Origin of the sequence: Peribacillus folii (genome assembly GCF_030271255.1) — a bacterium.
In the GTDB taxonomy this organism is placed as follows: Bacteria; Bacillota; Bacilli; order Bacillales; family DSM-1321; genus Peribacillus.
The window spans coordinates 210660-228306 of the sequence record NZ_JASJOM010000004.1; the positions used below are offsets into that span (position 1 = coordinate 210660).

The window sequence follows — 17647 nt, forward strand, 5'->3', positions numbered from 1 at the left end:
CTTTCTATGTGTATAATACACGCAGTTTTTTTCAAAGTCAATTGAAATCTGAATATTTAGATAACAAACCAAAATCTCTTTTACCACGTCACAGACAAGGGCTGAAAGCTTTCATAGCTCCTTCACTCTGCAGGTTCCATCTTCATCAAAATCCTTACTTATCCTTATCGAATTTTGTTTTCTATCGAGCATCCTTTTTAACAGGTATGAAAAGATCAAGGTATATGCAACTCCCTTTATGATGGACGTGTATCCGTAAACCAGAAGCCCCAAGACTAGTACGATTAGATTAATCACCCTTATTGTCGCAGCAATATCCATTTTTTCGTTTTTATGATGTAAAATTAACGCGATCACATCAAAACCAACGGTGGAGGCATTTGCCGTTATGCATAAATAGTATCCTACCGCGATCAAAACCGACGAAATTAGGATCACTAAAACAATATTCATATCAACACGGATATGCAGCGAATAAAACAAATTAAAAAACAACATATAGCTAAGCGAACTTACGATCGACTTAACAAAGTACTCTTTTCCAAGGAAAATTAAACATGTAACCAACAAAAATCCTGTCACTAAATTAGCTAGCATAGCAATGTTATATCCCGATAATGCGTGCAATAACAAGGCGGAGCTGGTTACGCCTCCATTTATGATTTCATTTGGCACGATCAAGTAAGCATAAGCAAGGGTCATTGAAATGTTTCCTATAATTATTTTGAATAAATCCTTCATTCATTACACACCTATCCTTTCAATGATGTGATCTGGCTATATATTTATACTTAATAATATTGGAATGATTCATATAGACAACTCACTATTTTGTTCCATCACATTTTCATCCCTTATCCGCATGAACAAGGCAGATGTGAGGATGAAAACCCATTTTACCGCAACCTCAATTTGACAATTATTCGCTACAAAGAAACCACTATCCTTCACAATGAAAAAATAAACATGCCCCGATAATTCTGAGCATGTTCATGGTCACTATATAATGATTAAGGCGCAACATCCCATTTTTCTCACACTTCCAGCTATTTCTTTACACGACCTATTATTTTACGATACTAAAGTTTGTGTTCCATGGAATTTTGTCCTGAGCTGTTATGGTTTCAAGCGATATGTGCTTCCTCTTTCAGAAGCCTTTTTCGATACACGATGGTCGACAGCTGGACACTCATTTCATAAAGCAAAAGCAAAGGGATGATAACCAAAATATCGGAAATGATGTCAGGCGGCGTAATTACGATTGAGATGATAACAAGGGCGAAGTAAGAAATCTTTCGCGACTTTTTCAGCAAATTCGGGTTGATGATTCCTAATCTGGTCAGAAACATGACCACAAGCGGCATTTCGAATAAAATCCCAAACGGCAAGACCAAATTGAGCATGAACCGGAAATATTTATCCGCAGTGAACATCATCTCGAATTGACCGGCAGATAGGGAGGTGAGGAAGCCGAGCACGATGGGAAACAACACCAAATATCCAAAAGAGATGCCGGTGATGAATAAAAAGAACAGCCCGGGAATGAACCGAAATGTGACTTTTCTCTCTTCTGGCTTTAATGCAGGCGCCACGAAGCGCCATATTTGATAGGCTGCTAGCGGTATTGATGCCGCGATTGCGCAAACCGCAGCAACTATCATATATACCCAGAGGATATCACTGGGACCAAGCACGGCAAGCCTGCCATCAATATCTTTAATGAGTAACTCATAAATATCCTGTACAAAGATGAAACTCACTATGAACGCTGCGATAAATCCGATCAGTGTTTTAATGATCCTGCACCGGAGTTCTTTCATATGCTCCATTACATGCACTTCCTTGCTTTCCACCTTCCCCGCTCCTTTTCAAAAAGATCTATTATAGGACGATAATTCCAACTATTGTGAAACCACTAAAAAAACTGAATCAAGCGGGAGAGGATTCCCCCCGCCCAAGCTTTTCTTATTCATCCCTTTTTCCATGCAGCCTTTTTTTCATTTTCATCCTCTTTATCCGAATCAGTCACCAGTCCTTTGGCGGCACTTTTGAACTCGGTTAAAGTACGGCCGAACGCACGGCCGATTTCCGGCAGCTTCGACGGTCCAAAGATGATCAATGCGATCACGAGAACGATGACTAGCCCTGGTATTCCAATATTAGAAAGCATCCAACTTCACTCCTTCGTTTATACAAATCCCCCTGCCGCCCATCAATTCGTAACTTTGCCTCGTTGTTTCGATTTTTGCTTTTCATGTGCACGACCATGCGCGCGCGTACGGTCCTCCTCCACTTCACCCGTTTTTTGGACACCATCCGTTACTGCGGCTGCCGCCACCTTTCGCAGGCCCGTTTGGTCTTTATCAAAAACGAAGGAGGCTCTTGTCGATATATCGGCTCCTGGTTCAGTGACGAATGGGACGACCCGATAATCCGCCTTCCATTGTTCAGGCGTCACTTTGCACCTGACATAACCGCGGTAATCGTTGAAGAACTTAATATGTGAATTTTGACTTAATATTTTAGCCGTATCTGCACGAACATCTGCCCCATTTCCCCCGGAAGTGATGGATGTGCCGACAAACTCCACACCGAATATCCGCGATTCAGGATCGTTGAAGTCCTGTTTCAAATTGGCTGCCCAGCTTGCATGCACATCACCGGTCAATACAACCAAATTTTCGATGTTGCTGCTTTTTATGACATCAATCAACCGCTCACGTGCCGCCGGATATCCATCCCAGGAATCCATGCTGAATTTTGGGGCAGAGGGCGTTCCATAATTCCGCTGGGCAAAGAAAATTTGCTGCGGCAGAACGTTCCACTTCATTTTTGAGTTCAAGAGGCCATCCGTCAGCCATCGTTCCTGCTCCGGACCGAGTAAAGTACGCCTCGGATCGAGGGATTCCGAGGTTTGCGGTGAACTGGTGTCGCCATTTGCCTGATCATCCCTGTATTGTCGTGAATCAAGTACAAAGAATGAAGCAAGGTCACCATATGAGAAACTTCGATATAAGCGCATATCCGATCCCTTAGGCAATGCCGATTTCCGAAGGGGCATATGCTCATAATAAGCTTGATAGGCAACTGCCCTTCGCTTGATGAACGCTTCTACGGATTGGCCTTTTTCCGGGATGATGTTTGCGTAATTATTTTCAACTTCATGATCGTCCCAAGTCACGACCCATGGAAATGCTGCGTGTGCCGCTCTTAAGTGCGAATCTGAACGGTACTGGGCATATCTATTTCGATAATCCTCCAGGGTGATGATCTCTGGACTGTTATGTACTCGCACATTTCCTGTCGCGGCAACATATTCATTCGGCCCGTATTCATATATATAATCCCCAAGGTGAAAGACAAGGTCCAGATCTTCTTTTGCCAAATGCTTATAGGCCGTATAATATCCATGCTCGAATTGCTGGCATGAGACAAACGCGAAGGACAGGCTTGAAACGGTTGAACCCATTGCCGGAAGCGTTTTCGTCCTCCCGGTCTGACTTACCTCCCCGCCGCTTTTGAACCGATAATAATAGACCTTATCCGATTTTAATCCGCTTACTTCCACATGCACCGAATGACCAAGCTCAGGTCTGGCTATTTCCTTGCCATGTTGCACAATTTTCCTGAAATGTTCATCCTTTGCCATCTCCCATTTAACGGCAATTGCTTCATTCGGCATTCCCCCACCATTCAGAGGATCGGGTGCCAGCCTTGTCCATAAAACGACACCATCCGAAAGCGGATCACCTGAGGAGACACCTAGTGTAAAGGGGTATTCGCTGAACTTAGGAGCAGCATTCACTTCAATCCCGCCCATCGACTGGGCAAGTGCTAGACCTAATGACAGCCCGGCAAGCTTGCTCGCTCCCTGGATAAAATTCCGTCGGTCCATATTGTTTCCTATACTCACTTCACTCCATTTCTTGATCAGTTCATCCATCGCTTTTTCATTTTCCATGGGTCATTCCCTCCTACTATTTGAATCTGCTTCAAGTATAGTAGGAGATTTTTAACAGTATATGAAGTCGTGTAAATCCGCGATTTCGGTTTTTAGGGATATTCAATCAAGACTATCGGTACTTTTGATACTAAATGATCGCCTCTCATGGACAACTACCCACGAACCTCTGCGACTCATGAAAGTCTTTCATCCTATTTTTCTTCATGAATCATTTATTAATTCATTACAAATAACAAAGGAAATGAACTAAAAGAAACATTGCAAGAAGGATATGTCCCCTGTTCTTTTCAAGAATCACCTAAGCTTGAATAATATTTCACAAGTAAATACTTACTTTTCATTTAAATACATCCTAATTTATGTAATAATAGAATTTATACCAAAAAAATAGTACTCGAGGGATTTTGAATTGGATAGTATGGAAGCATTACATGAAAAAATCGAAATATTGAGGAAAGAATTAATAACCACCGCATTAAAGTATGGATTCACGGCCCCAAACACTTTACATATTAGTCAAGAATTAGATAAACTCTTGAATTTACTAGGAAAAGAGAAAGAAATGATACATTTTCAGCAATTGTAAAAACACCAATCTGTTCTTTCACAAGTGGAACGACCTTTCTTGTTGCTCAATAATCGCTGTGTTTATGCTGGATGACCCTTATGATTCACCCCAAAGGTTCGTACATCCCCTCTCCTAGACAAAAACCCCATCTATTCTTGGAACAACTGTAAAAGATACCATCTGCTTGTACAGCTGCCCGCTTCGGTTCAAGAGACTAGTAAACGAACTGAAACAAATAGCCAGTTACCAAGGAGAGCGAACAATGAATGATAAAGATATTCTGATGAAGGAATTACAAGAGCTTAAAATTTCACTTGAACAAGAAGTAAACCGTGTCACCAAAATAATCGATCATCTAACAAAAGAAAATGATGCGCACCCCGCGTTAGAAGATGTCAAAATACAAACGGAAGTATCCAATGAACATATGTTATTTTCTTTAGTTAAAATTCAAATCCAAAAAAAGATCAGCAAACCAAGTTACGAGACATGGTTAAAAGATGTGTTCGTAGTTTCGTAATCAAATGACTTAATGACTTTAGCTGCACCTACTGAATTAGCCAGGGATTGGCTAGAAAATCGTTATGGGAAATTAATACAATCCTTATTTTAGGAAAACAGTGGCAAAGATTACGAGATTCGATCCATTGACAAATAATGAAAAAAAAACCGAAAACGATGGGGCCATAAGGCTCCTTCGTTGATATTTCATTTCGATCGAAATGTACAGCCGGCAGCATTTTGGCTGCTTTTTCCATTCGTCCCTTTCTTGAACTTTCTCCTTATATAGCTTGCACCCCTCTCATTTTTTCCTCACGCCCCCTCTCCTTTTACATCCATGCTTTTTAAAAGAAAAAAAAAGACCAAGCACCGCTTGATCCATACGCTTACTGTGTTCATTCAGCATCATCTAATCAGAAAACATGTAATCCTTCTTCTTCAGTGAAACATTCAAAACGAGCCCAAGCCCCATCATCGTCGCCATTACCGAGCTCCCTCCGTAGCTCATCAATGGCAGCGGAATTCCCGTTATCGGAATCAGTCCGATGACCATTCCGATATTTTGAAAGATGTGAAAGGTCAAGAACGAGATGACTCCCACACAAATAAAAGATTCGAAAAAAGCGGCACTCAGTGCAGTTGTCACGATTTTATAAATAATGAAAAAATAAAGTGATATGAGCAAACTTGCCCCAATGAAGCCAAACTCTTCAGCGACAATCGTGAATATGAAATCGGTATGGGCTTCAGGAATGTAGACATTGCTTTGGTTGAAGCCTTTCCCATCCGTCATGCCGGAACCGATTGCCAAAATGGATTGCTTCAATTGGTATCCGATTCCCTGGCCATGTCCAAATGGATCGAGCCAAGAATTGATCCTATCCAATTGATAGCCGTCCAATAAGCCCAATAAGAGGGTAGGATCAAACAGATAGGTGATTACTAGGGAGGCTATAAAACCAACCACTACCGTAACCACTGATGCAATCATCTTCCAATTGATTCCCGATACGAGGATGATTCCCATCGTGATGACGGCCATTACCAGCGATGTACCAAAGTCGTTTTGCAATAAAGTGAGCCCGATCGGCAACGCGGCAAACAATCCCATTTTACCTAGCAACCTAATATCCGATTTTATCTCCCCTACCTGAAATTTATCAATATGTCTAGTCAAAATATAGGACAGCATCAATATTAAGAATATTTTCATGAACTCTGAGGGTTGTATCGAGCCCAATCCTGGAATTTCGATCCAAGATTTGGCCCCCTTCCTGACCGGGGCAATACTTTGTGGACCTAATAACACGAATAATAGCAGCAAAATGCCGCATGAATATATATACGGAGTCAGTTTCATGATCGACTCGAAATCAAAATAAAATATGATCAAAACAATTAAACCGCTTACGACAAACCATACGATCTGCTGCTTGGAATAATTGAGGTCAAGCTGTGCATATTTTTGTGCGCTGTATAAACTAACGCTGCTGAAAATCATCAACATGACAATTAACAGAGCAAGATTTGAATCAAAGTAACTTTTTCGTTTGTTCACATCATCACCGAATCTTTTTCAATTTTTCTGTACCATTAATCTAACGTTTTAAATCTTACAATGCTCCCTTCACCTATCAACTCCAATCCATACCTTCCACCATCTAAATGTTACCATTTTTTCGTTGGTTTGTTTCATTTTTTTCTATTTTTTCCATGATTATAGTAATCTTGTGAAAGTTTATTGACTTTGCGTTATCAAAGCAGATAAACAAATTCAAGCTTCTGCTGCAAGGAGCTTGATTATATTACCCTATATCAGTTATCCATTTCGACCCAATATCAAAGTTCGGCGAGGAAGATGGTGCAACAAAGCTCGCTGAGAATCGCTTTAGGCCATATCAAACGGAATTAAATGAATTGATGACAAAATACTACCATTCCTCTGGAAAAGAAAAAGATGCTCCTGTTCGGACGATTGCCGTTAGCATTATTCCTGAAAGTTAAATTCCACTCATTCGAGCATCATGGATAAATAATAGCAAAAAGGCATTGGTGCAATTACCAATGCCTTCCTTGTAAAAACGCTACCCTTTAGAGCTTCACCCTTTGAAGGCGAAGTGCATTCAATACGACTGATACCGAACTGAAGGCCATAGCAGCCCCAGCTAACCAAGGAGCAAGCAGACCGATTGCCGCTATCGGGATTCCGATTACATTATAGGCAAAAGCCCAGAACAGATTTTGTTTAATATTCCGCATCGTTTTCCTGCTCATCAGGATTGCATCAGCAATACTGTTTAAATCACCACGGATCAAGGTGATGTCCGCTGCTTCCATCGCTATATCGGTGCCGGTTCCGATTGCCATGCCGATGTCGGCCAACGCAAGCGCGGGTGCATCATTAATCCCATCTCCGACCATCGCAACCCTTTTACCGGAGTTCTGGAGTTTTTTCACTTCTTCCGCCTTCCCTTCAGGAAGGACTTCGGCAATCACTTGATCGATGCCCACTTGACTGCCGATGGCATTGGCCGTCCTTTGGTTATCCCCGGTTATCATGATGACCTCGATATCCATCGCTTTTAACCTGGCAATCGCATCTAGCGAGGTTTCCTTAATCGTATCCGCAACAGCAATGATTCCTGCATAGTCTCCATCAATACTAGCAAGCATGGCTGTTTTTCCTTGGGCTTCAAGTTCTTCCATCACTGTTTCCGCCGACGCGATATCCACATCATTTTGCTTCATCAATTTCCGCGTCCCTACCAATAGCTCCTTTTGATTCACGACCGCTTTCACTCCATGACCGGGTATCGCTTCAAACTCCCCAACGTCCGAAAGGGTTACCTTTCTTGCTTGAATTTCTTGGACGATCGCTTGGGCAAGAGGATGTTCGGATTGCTTTTCAGCAGAACCGATAAGTGATAGGAATGCTTCTGCTTCCCACCCTTTGCCGACAATGACATCAGTCAGTACAGGGGCCCCATTCGTAACCGTTCCTGTTTTATCCAAAATGACCGTATCGATATGATGCGTCGTTTCCAGGTGCTCCCCTGCCTTGAAGAGGATTCCGGATTCTGCCGCGCGCCCCGATCCAGCCATGATGGAGGTGGGCGTTGCCAATCCCAACGCACAGGGACAAGCTATCACGAGCACCGCAATCATCGCTTCAAATGCTGGTGTAAAGGCGCCAGGATTGACCCAACTGATCCAAACTATGAATGTTAAAAGGGCGATTCCGACGACAATCGGAACAAACACTCCAGAGATTTGGTCAGCAAGCCTCTGAATCGGAGCTTTGGACCCTTGCGCAGCTTCAACGACCTTGATGATTTGAGAAAGGGCAGTATCCTTTCCTACCTTCGTAGCTTTCATTTTAAGAAAGCCATTTTTATTCAATGTAGAACCGATCACTATAGCGCCAATCGTTTTATCAACTGGAATGCTTTCTCCCGTTAACATCGACTCATCGACAGCCGAGCTCCCCTCGACAATCTCCCCATCCACAGGTATTTTTTCCCCTGGCTTCACCAAAACGATATCACCAATAAGGACTTCTTCAAGTGGGATTTCCCGCTCTTCTCCATTCCTTATTACCAAGGCTGTCTTTGCTTGGAGACCCATCAACTTTTTAATTGCCTCGGAAGAACGACCCTTCGCTTTTGCTTCGAATAGCTTCCCTAATAGAATGAGGGTAATCAGGATGGAACTTGTTTCGAAATAAAGTCCCGCAATGTGGTGGGAGCCGACCGAAATGATGGCCTGATAGACACTGTAAAAATAGGCAGCCGATGTACCCATTGCGACTAAAACATCCATATTGGCGCTTTTATTCTTCAAAGCCTTGTATGCACCCGCATAAAACTGCCTTCCAATAATGAATTGTACAGGTGTGGCGAATGCCATTTGCACCCAGGGATTCATGAGAAATTCAGGCATATAGATAAATGAAGTAAAACTGAAATGACTCACCATTGCCCATAACAATGGAAACGATAAAATAATGGAAAAAATAAATTTAACCTTTTGCTTTTGAAATTCCTTTTGACGGAAGTCAACGGATTCCCTATTATCTTCCTTGATGATTGCCCCGTATCCCAACTTTTCGACCTTTTCTATGATGTCAGCCGGAGTGGTTTCGGAAGGTGCATATTCGACGGTAGCACTTTCTAGCGCAAGATTCACATTGGCTCGGCTCACCCCTTCCAATTTATTCAAACCCTTTTCAATACGTGTTGCACAGGCAGCACAAGTCATCCCTGTAACCGTAAATTCCTTCTTCTCCTTTATTACATCGTAGCCCAGATCTTGAATTTTCTTTTTGATATCAGTAGCACTCACAATTGCGGCGTTGTATTTAACGACTGACTTTTCCAAAGCCAAATTAACGGTAGCTTCTTCAACGCCTTCAAGCCTGTTTAACCCTTTTTCAATTCGGTTAGCACAAGCAGCGCAAGTCATCCCTGAGATTTGCATACTTGTTTCCTTCATGGAATCACCCACGTAATCCCCGCCCTCCTATACCGCTATGGGGTATATTTTTTTGAAAAAAAGAAGTGCCCTAAAAGCACTCTCATCCCTTACTCGACGTCATACCCTTGATCATCGATCGTTTCTTTAATTTTTTTAAGTGATACTTTATCATTATCAAACGCTACATCCACTTTACCGGATTCCAAATGCACCTTCACACTGTCCACACCTGCAAGTTTTCCTACATTCCCTTCCACTGCGCTGACACAATGTCCACAAGACATTCCACTTACATTCAATGTTACATTTTCCATTTAAACCAACACTCCTTATTTTTTCATCAATTTTTGAATCGTAACAAGCACTTCATCTATTACTTCTGTATCTCCTTCATTCAGGCGATCCACGACACAATTCTTAAGATGCCCCTCCAATAAGATTTTGGCGACACTGTTCATCGCACTTTGAGTGGCCGCTATCTGGGTTATCACATCATCACAATACGTATCTTTTTCGATCAAACCTTTGATACCGCGAATTTGTCCCTCAATACGATTTAACCGGGTCGTTAAATTCTTTTTCACTGCATCTGAATGATGACTTTTACGGCCATTTGAAGAGGTCGTGCAGCAGACTTCATCATCCATCGATTCTGGACCTTTAACCAATTCATCCATTCCCATCCCTCCTCAAACAATAATATACCATACCCACCTACCCTATGCAAAGAAAACGATGTCTGACCTTATTTTTACTATTCGTTTATCGTCCATTTTTATTCAGATTCTTGGCTACCCTGGAAATTTGATGGTAAAAGGCCTCGCTTTAGACGGTTTAATTAAGTGTATATTAAAGTTAATATCTCCCTTATTTTCTAAAAAAAGCTTGCAAAAAATATCATTTTGTTGAAAAATAAAGGTTGTCATTAAGATTACATGGGAGGGTATCATGAAAAAAACAATCAACATCGTTTTGTCTTCTGCTTTGATTATCGGTTTTACCGGTGGAATCGCCACTGCTGATGAGGCAAAAGCGGCCACTAAAACCAATCTATATAAAAACTGCACAGTGTTTAATAAAACCTATTCAAAGGGAGTTGCAAAATCCGCTAAAACTAAAAACAAAGTAGTGGACCGCAAGACAAAGAAGGTATCGTACAAACCTTTGTCCAAAGGAACTAAGATTTCTTTAGAAATCTATAATAAAGCAATGAAAAATAATGATGATTTAGATCGTGATAATGACGGCATTGCCTGTGAAAAGTAAATATAAACAAGTTGGAATGCTGTAACCGATAAAAATGGTGAGCGCTATTTTTGCTAGTGTTCATCTTTTTTTACATTCGTCATTTTCCATACTCGCTATATTAGTTTAACATGGCTTTAAATCAGCTTCGTTTTTCCCGAGTTTATTTCCTACAGGATGCTCTTCTTCACTAGATTTAAATCCCTCAACAACAGCATTTCTTTCATTTCCATGAAAAAAAGCTTCCACTATAATTGTGATTCAGTCTTGAAAGCGTTAAGTGTTTCGTCATTCATTCTATTATTACCAATGAAGGTACTTCATTAATTTGTACATAACAGGATTGAGGATCAGACGATGTGAAAAAGGATAAGTCCAATAACAATCGATCTAATTGTAACAAGAAAAGATGAATTTGATTGGAGCCCCCAAAATCATCCAAGCAAAACGGATGATACGAGTTACGTACCCATTTCAAGTAATTTTTATCTTTACTCCTTTTAAGCAACAACATCCCTTAACAAGCTCATTTACAATTTATTTTAGATTTACTGGTTTATTTCCTTTTAATTATTGTAACTTTTTGGATTCTTATTCGATTAATAATTGAACACAAAAAGGAGGGGTATGTTTGCTTGATCAAGATAATTTAGATGAGAGCATCGAGATCGTGTATAACAAGTATTATCTCGATGTTTATAAGTTCTTGATTTGTTTCACTGGGAATCAAAACGATGCAGAAGATTTAACACAAGATGTTTTTATACGGTTACTACAATCTCGATCTAAATTTAATAAGCAGTGTACATTAAAAACGTGGATTCCTGCCTAGGCAGCTCTTTTTCTTATGGAGCAAACATTCTCTTATACTTTATTTCACTGATCATTGCTTCCTACTTAAACTAGCCATTCCCGATAGAAAACCTGCATTAAAGACTGCTCCTTGTTGCCTCATCAGGTTCATTCAATAATAAGGGAAGCTTAGTATGCTTTACTCTGGTCAGCTCCAATTTGAAATGCTTCAAGTTTCGTTACCTCCGAAGCTACATTTTCACCATTACAATGTCGAAGTCTATTCATTTGCACCTCCCTCTAAGGCTGCATAACCCTAATCACAACTTTTCCTTACAACGAAGTAAGCAATATTTTGCTATAATATCAATGCCATAAAATTCATCCTTCACTTTGGACAGCTTTATTGTTCTAGATCTAAACATACTATCCACAAAAGTTCCATACATACAGGCTGGCTAACAATGATGCTTTTATGCTCCATAATAAATCATAACGATCATTAGCAACATATTTAACAGAAACAAAATTTTCCCGATGAGATTTTTAAAAGTTAAAATAGAAAACACTATAGAAATCAGGAATGAAAAAATCGCTAGTTTTGGTGGAAAATACGCAATCTCCCAAATACTTGACATAGAAAAAAACAAAAGAAAAACGCTGATAAAAATAAATATAATTGAAAACATTAATGCTATCGTAATATAAATAAAAGTCCTTAGCTTTTTTACATGTTGTTTCTCATAACTATAACCAACCATTTTCCCCCTCCTCACCTCTATCGGATACTATTCTCTAACAGAGCAAAAAATACCTTCTTCAAGTGATCCAGCCCCTTTTACTACGTTGGAGCTATAAATGCACCACCGATATAACCCTTTATTTTCCTATAGATCCTTACAGTAAAAAAGGCAATCCACATTATGAAGGATCACCTGTTAGATTAATAAGGTACAATAAATTACTGGATAAATCCCATTACTGCGACAGCTAAAAATGGAACTAAAACGAATAAAGTTACAATAACCCATGTCTTCCAATGTTTTTTCATTTGAAGTAATTCCTTTTTGGCCTCATCCTTATTTTTTATTGACCAAATAATGATTCCCATCCAATAAATTGCTAAGAAAATAAGACTTGAAGCATCCATGAATACACCTCTGATAACTGCTTATTAATTGTTAAGCGACTCTACTAAGGGGATGGAACGGATACTTTCTTGTAGTTAACTTATTATTTTCCAGGTTGCAATTCAATGCCATACAATATGGTCGGTATGATCAATTTGATGAATTCCGCTGGAGGTACCTCCTTACCATTCCTGTTCCATTCTACAGATGCCCCGTAGATTCCCCAGCTTAACATACTGGCAGTAACCATTAGTGTTTGATTTCCGTCAGTTGAATGTCGATTCAACAGCATCTTGTAAAAAATGATTTCAAGCTGTTCCCTGATGATACGGGCAATGATCTCTCCGTACCCCCTATGGCAGCGATTGGACAAAGATTTTTGAAAGTTCGTTATGGCTATGAAGATACTTGTTACCGCTTCCCCATTCAGCTCGTTTTTCTCGAAGATATCACTATTCAAGTTAATCAAGAATACCTCGGATAATACCCTTTCCAATAAGTCATATATATCTTGAAAATGATAATAGAATGTCGCGCGATTAATCATGGCCTCTGTTGTAATATCCTTAACCGTTATATCCTTGAATTCCTTTTTACCTGAAAGTTCAATGAAGGAATCCATGATCAATTTACGCGTACGCTGAACTCGAGGGTCAGTCTTTGCATGAGCCATTTGTTGTCACCCCTTTTTTTGCAACAATTTCTTACATGTGTTGTATAAACAACAAATCCTATCAACTATTGGTATTGATGTTATTCATTATGACTTACTATTCAATTGTAAAGCAAGATACAAAAAGATAAATGCTGTCACTTTTAGTTGATCACCGCCAAATGCTTTAGCAGCAGTGCTTCACCTCTAAAGGTTGATGAAATGAAATGGAAATGGGGAAAAATGCATTGAATAATAATCTGAGTTGTGACTTAAATACTGGTGTGTGTGGAGTGGCAGGTGATGAGGAATGGGAGGTTATTGATTTTGATCAACAGAAAAAATCGATCAATCTTTACTATGTAACCGATCCGATTTGTTCTCATTGTTGGGCAATCGAACCTATCCTTCGTCGTTTTATCAAGCTATATGGAGATTATTTCACCTTTCATACGGTAATGGGCGGTTTGCTGGAAAAGTGGCATGAAGGACCGATCGATCCTGCAAACGGTATTTATAAACCAGCCGACGTGGCCGGTCACTGGAGGGAAGTTGGCGAAAAGTCAAGAATGCCAATTGACGGGGCTTTAATGATCGACAACCCAATTCATTCATCCTACCCGCCCTCTCGTGTATTTAAAGTGATCCAAAAAAAACATCATGAAGCAATTTCCTATCAATATTTGCGACGTGCCAGAGAAGCTCTCTTCGCATTCAATCGGAATATTTCAGATACATCCGTCATGATTGAAATCGTAAACGACCTTGGTCTTGATGGGGAAGCGATCGTGAAGGAAGCTGAAAAACCAAACGGCCAGCAATTATTGAATGAAGATTTTGGTCTGGCAAGAAGCTTAGGTGTCAGAGGTTTCCCTACCATCATCATGACAAATGAAGAAAATAAAGGTGTGAAAATCATCGGCAGCCGGCCGTTTGAATCCTATGTTGATGGATTAAAACAAGTTCTAAACCAGAAAGAGCTTCAAGCAAAGCCAAGCCCCTCCTTTTCTAGCTTGCTTGAAAAAGAAAAACTTCTATTTTCCAAAGAAATTGAAGTAATGTACGATGTTAAGCAAGCGGATGTTCACTCTTTTGTAGAAAAAGAGCTTTCATGCGATCGTTTTGAAGTGAAGGAAATTCTAGGTGAACTTTATTTTACAACGACTAAATAAGCAAAGGAGTTTATCAATGCCATACTTATTACAAATGAATTTTAAAATGAATGGGCCATTTGGGGATGAAATGGCTGAAGCATATTCTGATCTTGCCGAAAGTATCATTGAAGAAAAGGGTCTATTATCAAAAATATGGACAGAAAACCCTGAAACAAGTGAAGCCGGTGGAATTTACATTTTTGAAACAAAAGAAACAGCTGAAAATTATTTGGACATGCATTCTAAAAGGTTAGCAAACTTCGGAGTTTCAAAAGTCCATGCAAAAATCTTTGCCATCAATGCCCAGCTTACTGATATCACGAATGGACTGAAACGGGAGTAGCTCATTGCTGCTCCCTTTTTACCCGGAATCTATCCTCACCACCCTGCCATCTGACAGCACCAAACCAATTTAACTTTTTGGCCTGGATGTGCAGCTGACACCCGGAGTATATACAGCCTGCTTTACTGGAGGTTTTATCCGGGAATAATTCCGTTATTTAAAACTTTCTTACATCACCCTTCTATTCGTTTAAGGATTTTTGCAGGATTGCCACCGACTACAACGTTGTCTGGAACATCCTTCGTTACGACTGCGCCTGAAGCAATGACAACATTATCCCCTATCGTTACTCCTGGGTTTATTACTGCATTTCCGCCAATCCAAACATTATTACCGATGGTTACTGGCTTGCCGTATTCCAAACCTGTTATTCTTGTTTTTGCATCTAATGGGTGGGTTGCCGTGTAAATGGATACTCTAGGTCCGATCATACAATTTTCTCCGATGGTTACTTTACACACATCCAAGATGATGCATTCGTAATTGGCAAAAAAATTCTCCCCGACATAAATGTTGTATCCGTAATCACAACGGAAAGTAGGTTTTACACAAAAATTCTCTCCGGTTTTACCAAACAATTTTTTTAATACAACACTTTTGTCTTCCACTAAAGATACATTGAATACCGCAAGCAGTTCCTGGGCTTTTTTATGCTCCTTACCAAGCTCTTCATCCATTGCCGTATATAATTCGCCTGCCAACATTTTCTCTTTTTCAGTTTTCATGAATAATCACTCCCCATCGATTCGCATTCCATTGATATAAGTAGCTAACCCGAACTTATTAAAGATGTTTAATAAGTCTCTGTGTTACTATACCATATAAAAATCCGTTTTTGTACTATCGTGCCACGAACCGCAAATGAGAGGAGAAAATTGAGGTCCGGGCCATTTTCGGCAGCATCATCCATAATGCCTCAGTGTCCTAAAATCAATGTGTTGGCAAAAATGAATGCTCCTCCTCTACACGTTTACCTGCGTGCCCTTATACAAAACCGCCATTGCCGCCGCTATCAGGATCATCCCCATACAAGCAGGTGCTGCATGACCTAGCGAAACGTAAAGTTGACCACCAATGATAGGCCCGATCATTCTTGCTAAAGCCTGAATAGATTGGCTGGCTCCTTGAATCCTTCCTTGTTCACTGGGATCGACTGACTTTGAAAGCATTCCATTGAAGGAAGGTCCGAAGACCGAATCACCGAAGCCAAATATAAACATTCCAACAATGAATGATGGATAAAATGAAAACAAAGCAGATAGTGCAATAAGACTGTAGCCTATGATCTCCGAGGCCATTCCTAGGATTGCTATTTGCTGATCATGAAGTTTCAACAATAGCTTTGGCATTATGAAGCCTTGGGAAATGATATCTTGGAGACCCATAATTGAGAACATCAGGCCAATCAGTGCAGGCTTCCAGTTGAAAGTATCCATGGTGAACTGTGAAAAGACGGCCTGCAAAGATCCGTTTGGGATCCAAAGTAAGAACGCTGAGACAAGCAGTCTTTTTAAGTTTTTCATGGAAAGTACGTCCGCAAGCTGTATAACTGGATTCAGTCTCGCCAGGGTGATCTCTTTCAGTCTATTATTCCGATCCAGGCTCTCGGGCATATATAAGGCTCCATAACCAACATTCAATAATGTGATGATTGCACCAAAATACAGCGGTACGGAATTACCAAACTTGGCAAGCAATCCACCTAGAGTCGGGCCGATGACAGTCCCGACACCAACCACGGCACTTACCCATCCAAAGTATTTGGTTCTCTGTTCTGGAGGAATGATATCTGCAAAATAGGCGAAAATCGTGCTTATGCTCCCGCCTGTTATACCTTCTATTATGCGCCCGGCAAATAGTACCCACAAAGCTCCTCCTATCCCAAAAACAAGATACCCAATCGCAGAACCCAATAGGCAAACCAAGAGCAAGGGACGGCGGCCATATTTATCGCTCAAAACTCCAAGTACAGGGGCCGCAAAAAACACGCAAACTGCATAAACGGAAGTCAGCAGTGTTACGACTATAGCTTGTTCACCGGGATTGCTTGTATAAGGCTGCACTAAAAATGGAACGACAGGCATTATGATCGTGAATCCCACTCCGCATAGAAACACAGAAACAAGACCAAATATCAAAGCGTGTTTATCCATGGTTTGTTCTGTATTAAGTGTGGGTAGTCTAAATTTTGGCATGTGAATTTCTCCTCGAAAGTTTTTTGTTTCCTTGTCAACAAAACAATAAAGCATTTTTGTTTCCTCGTCAACAAAAATTGCATTCAAAAAAGGCAGCCTTTCTCCAAAGAGGTGGGCTGCCCGTGGTTTCATATTCATTATATATTTTCATTGCGACTCAATATGTCCATATCCTGTTTCTTTATTTCCGCATCCAAATGCTTGTTATACGTTTCCACGAACCGAAGCATACTATCGAATTGTTCCTCGGTTACCTGCTCAAATACCGCTTTATCCCGCTCTCGAAACTCTTTGTGCAAATCCTCATGGATATGAAAAATTTTTTTCCCTTGCTCGGTGAGCCTAAAATAGATTTCTTTCTTGTTATCCGACTTCTGGTAGCTATCAATAAGTCCTTTTTTTAGGAGCTTCTTAGTTAATCTACTTAAGGCACCTCGGGTCATATATAAGGAATCTGCAAGTTTTGTCACGTTGGGATCGATATTCTTTTCAATGCATTCGATGCAATGTACTTCCGAAGGCTTAAAGCCCCTCAGACTTTCTTCCATCTTATCCTTATTAAGCCAAACCATCTTGTTATATAAATCCCTGAAACCCAGCATGACTTGTTCCTCTTTATTCATGGCCTGT

Annotated in this window: 20 protein-coding genes and 1 pseudogene; 8 read left to right on the forward strand and 13 right to left on the reverse strand. The window is 40.4% G+C overall.

What is annotated here, in order from left to right; translation table 11 throughout:
• Positions 1-111: 111 nt before the first annotated feature.
• The 4 genes from QNI08_RS08200 to QNI08_RS08215 all read right to left on the reverse strand — a co-directional run bounded on the left by QNI08_RS08200 (position 112) and on the right by QNI08_RS08215 (position 3961).
• Positions 112-741 (reverse strand): YitT family protein, encoded by a 630-nt coding sequence (locus QNI08_RS08200; protein ID WP_285766931.1) that lies wholly within the window; start codon positions 739-741, stop codon positions 112-114.
• A 383-nt stretch (positions 742-1124) separates the two neighbouring features.
• The gene (tatC, locus tag QNI08_RS08205; protein ID WP_285766932.1) at positions 1125-1853 is read right to left on the reverse strand and encodes a twin-arginine translocase subunit TatC; all 729 of its coding nucleotides are present in this window, start codon (positions 1851-1853) and stop codon (positions 1125-1127) included.
• Between the two features lie 116 nt (positions 1854-1969).
• Positions 1970-2170 carry a twin-arginine translocase TatA/TatE family subunit gene (locus QNI08_RS08210; RefSeq protein ID WP_285766933.1) on the reverse strand — a complete coding sequence of 67 codons (201 nt, stop codon included), beginning with the start codon at positions 2168-2170 and terminating at the stop codon, positions 1970-1972.
• A gap of 42 nt (positions 2171-2212) precedes the next feature.
• A complete protein-coding gene (locus QNI08_RS08215) occupies positions 2213-3961 on the reverse strand; it encodes an alkaline phosphatase D family protein (RefSeq protein WP_285766934.1) in 1749 nt (582 codons plus the stop codon).
• Positions 3962-4382: 421 nt separating this feature from the next.
• On the opposite strand from QNI08_RS08215, the gene QNI08_RS08220 reads away from it, so the two are divergent.
• The 3 genes from QNI08_RS08220 to QNI08_RS22505 all read left to right on the forward strand — a co-directional run bounded on the left by QNI08_RS08220 (position 4383) and on the right by QNI08_RS22505 (position 5145).
• Positions 4383-4550: an aspartyl-phosphate phosphatase Spo0E family protein gene (locus QNI08_RS08220; protein ID WP_285767133.1), complete on the forward strand. Its 168-nt coding sequence runs from the start codon at positions 4383-4385 to the stop codon at positions 4548-4550.
• Between the two features lie 244 nt (positions 4551-4794).
• Positions 4795-5052 carry a hypothetical protein gene (locus tag QNI08_RS08225; protein WP_285766935.1) on the forward strand — a complete coding sequence of 86 codons (258 nt, stop codon included), beginning with the start codon at positions 4795-4797 and terminating at the stop codon, positions 5050-5052.
• A gap of 12 nt (positions 5053-5064) precedes the next feature.
• Entirely contained in the window at positions 5065-5145 is an 81-nt protein-coding gene (locus QNI08_RS22505) for a DnaA N-terminal domain-containing protein (protein WP_352231209.1), read from the forward strand.
• Between the two features lie 297 nt (positions 5146-5442).
• On the opposite strand, the gene QNI08_RS08230 is transcribed toward QNI08_RS22505, so the two are convergent.
• Positions 5443-6591, reverse strand: a complete 1149-nt coding sequence (locus QNI08_RS08230) for an FtsW/RodA/SpoVE family cell cycle protein (protein ID WP_285766936.1) — start codon at positions 6589-6591, stop codon at positions 5443-5445.
• Positions 6592-6822: 231 nt separating this feature from the next.
• Here QNI08_RS08230 and QNI08_RS08235 point away from each other — a divergent pair.
• Positions 6823-7037, forward strand: a pseudogene (locus QNI08_RS08235) (transcriptional regulator); the annotation flags it as partial.
• Between the two features lie 87 nt (positions 7038-7124).
• Here the strand turns inward: QNI08_RS08235 and QNI08_RS08240 are convergent.
• From QNI08_RS08240 to QNI08_RS08250, 3 genes are all read right to left on the reverse strand, one after another.
• Complete coding sequence (locus QNI08_RS08240) at positions 7125-9524, reverse strand: heavy metal translocating P-type ATPase (RefSeq protein ID WP_483313761.1); 2400 nt, start codon at positions 9522-9524, stop codon at positions 7125-7127.
• A gap of 89 nt (positions 9525-9613) precedes the next feature.
• Positions 9614-9820, reverse strand: a complete 207-nt coding sequence (gene copZ / locus QNI08_RS08245) for a copper chaperone CopZ (protein WP_285766938.1) — start codon at positions 9818-9820, stop codon at positions 9614-9616.
• A 15-nt stretch (positions 9821-9835) separates the two neighbouring features.
• Positions 9836-10183, reverse strand: coding sequence for a metal-sensitive transcriptional regulator (locus QNI08_RS08250; RefSeq protein ID WP_285766939.1), 348 nt, complete (start codon positions 10181-10183; stop codon positions 9836-9838).
• A gap of 271 nt (positions 10184-10454) precedes the next feature.
• On the opposite strand from QNI08_RS08250, the gene QNI08_RS08255 reads away from it, so the two are divergent.
• Together QNI08_RS08255 and QNI08_RS08260 are read left to right on the forward strand one after the other, a co-directional pair.
• On the forward strand, positions 10455-10772 hold the full coding sequence (locus tag QNI08_RS08255) for an excalibur calcium-binding domain-containing protein (protein ID WP_285766940.1): 318 nt from the start codon (positions 10455-10457) through the stop codon (positions 10770-10772).
• A 649-nt stretch (positions 10773-11421) separates the two neighbouring features.
• The gene (locus tag QNI08_RS08260; RefSeq protein ID WP_285767134.1) at positions 11422-11583 is read left to right on the forward strand and encodes an RNA polymerase sigma factor; all 162 of its coding nucleotides are present in this window, start codon (positions 11422-11424) and stop codon (positions 11581-11583) included.
• 921 nt (positions 11584-12504) lie between these two features.
• On the opposite strand, the gene QNI08_RS08265 is transcribed toward QNI08_RS08260, so the two are convergent.
• Positions 12505-12693: a hypothetical protein gene (locus tag QNI08_RS08265; protein WP_285766941.1), complete on the reverse strand. Its 189-nt coding sequence runs from the start codon at positions 12691-12693 to the stop codon at positions 12505-12507.
• Positions 12694-12776: 83 nt separating this feature from the next.
• Positions 12777-13346 carry a TetR/AcrR family transcriptional regulator gene (locus QNI08_RS08270; RefSeq protein WP_285766942.1) on the reverse strand — a complete coding sequence of 190 codons (570 nt, stop codon included), beginning with the start codon at positions 13344-13346 and terminating at the stop codon, positions 12777-12779.
• Positions 13347-13573: 227 nt separating this feature from the next.
• Here QNI08_RS08270 and QNI08_RS08275 point away from each other — a divergent pair, with 227 nt between their 5' ends.
• On the forward strand, positions 13574-14497 hold the full coding sequence (locus QNI08_RS08275; RefSeq protein WP_285766943.1) for a DsbA family protein: 924 nt from the start codon (positions 13574-13576) through the stop codon (positions 14495-14497).
• A gap of 16 nt (positions 14498-14513) precedes the next feature.
• Positions 14514-14822, forward strand: a complete 309-nt coding sequence (locus QNI08_RS08280) for a monooxygenase (RefSeq protein ID WP_285766944.1) — start codon at positions 14514-14516, stop codon at positions 14820-14822.
• A 173-nt stretch (positions 14823-14995) separates the two neighbouring features.
• Here QNI08_RS08280 and QNI08_RS08285 read toward each other — a convergent pair whose 3' ends face one another.
• The 3 genes from QNI08_RS08285 to QNI08_RS08295 all read right to left on the reverse strand — a co-directional run bounded on the left by QNI08_RS08285 (position 14996) and on the right by QNI08_RS08295 (position 17640).
• A complete protein-coding gene (locus tag QNI08_RS08285; RefSeq protein WP_285766945.1) occupies positions 14996-15547 on the reverse strand; it encodes a sugar O-acetyltransferase in 552 nt (183 codons plus the stop codon).
• A 237-nt stretch (positions 15548-15784) separates the two neighbouring features.
• Positions 15785-17017: an MFS transporter gene (locus QNI08_RS08290; RefSeq protein ID WP_285766946.1), complete on the reverse strand. Its 1233-nt coding sequence runs from the start codon at positions 17015-17017 to the stop codon at positions 15785-15787.
• Between the two features lie 137 nt (positions 17018-17154).
• Positions 17155-17640, reverse strand: a complete 486-nt coding sequence (locus tag QNI08_RS08295; protein WP_285766947.1) for a MarR family transcriptional regulator — start codon at positions 17638-17640, stop codon at positions 17155-17157.
• Positions 17641-17647 lie beyond the last annotated feature (7 nt).

Coding starts and splice junctions, on each gene's coding strand:
- QNI08_RS08200 (WP_285766931.1), bottom strand. CDS start 741: ATGAAGGATTTATTCAAAATAATTATAGGAAACATTTCAATGACCCTT.
- QNI08_RS08210 (WP_285766933.1), bottom strand. CDS start 2,170: ATGCTTTCTAATATTGGAATACCAGGGCTAGTCATCGTTCTCGTGATC.
- QNI08_RS08215 (WP_285766934.1), bottom strand. CDS start 3,961: ATGGAAAATGAAAAAGCGATGGATGAACTGATCAAGAAATGGAGTGAA.
- QNI08_RS08220 (WP_285767133.1), top strand. CDS start 4,383: ATGGAAGCATTACATGAAAAAATCGAAATATTGAGGAAAGAATTAATA.
- QNI08_RS08225 (WP_285766935.1), top strand. CDS start 4,795: ATGAATGATAAAGATATTCTGATGAAGGAATTACAAGAGCTTAAAATT.
- QNI08_RS22505 (WP_352231209.1), top strand. CDS start 5,065: ATGACTTTAGCTGCACCTACTGAATTAGCCAGGGATTGGCTAGAAAAT.
- QNI08_RS08240 (WP_483313761.1), bottom strand. CDS start 9,524: ATGAAGGAAACAAGTATGCAAATCTCAGGGATGACTTGCGCTGCTTGT.
- copZ (WP_285766938.1), bottom strand. CDS start 9,820: ATGGAAAATGTAACATTGAATGTAAGTGGAATGTCTTGTGGACATTGT.
- QNI08_RS08250 (WP_285766939.1), bottom strand. CDS start 10,183: ATGGATGAATTGGTTAAAGGTCCAGAATCGATGGATGATGAAGTCTGC.
- QNI08_RS08255 (WP_285766940.1), top strand. CDS start 10,455: ATGAAAAAAACAATCAACATCGTTTTGTCTTCTGCTTTGATTATCGGT.
- QNI08_RS08265 (WP_285766941.1), bottom strand. CDS start 12,693: ATGGATGCTTCAAGTCTTATTTTCTTAGCAATTTATTGGATGGGAATC.
- QNI08_RS08270 (WP_285766942.1), bottom strand. CDS start 13,346: ATGGCTCATGCAAAGACTGACCCTCGAGTTCAGCGTACGCGTAAATTG.
- QNI08_RS08280 (WP_285766944.1), top strand. CDS start 14,514: ATGCCATACTTATTACAAATGAATTTTAAAATGAATGGGCCATTTGGG.
- QNI08_RS08285 (WP_285766945.1), bottom strand. CDS start 15,547: ATGAAAACTGAAAAAGAGAAAATGTTGGCAGGCGAATTATATACGGCA.
- QNI08_RS08290 (WP_285766946.1), bottom strand. CDS start 17,017: ATGCCAAAATTTAGACTACCCACACTTAATACAGAACAAACCATGGAT.
- QNI08_RS08295 (WP_285766947.1), bottom strand. CDS start 17,640: ATGAATAAAGAGGAACAAGTCATGCTGGGTTTCAGGGATTTATATAAC.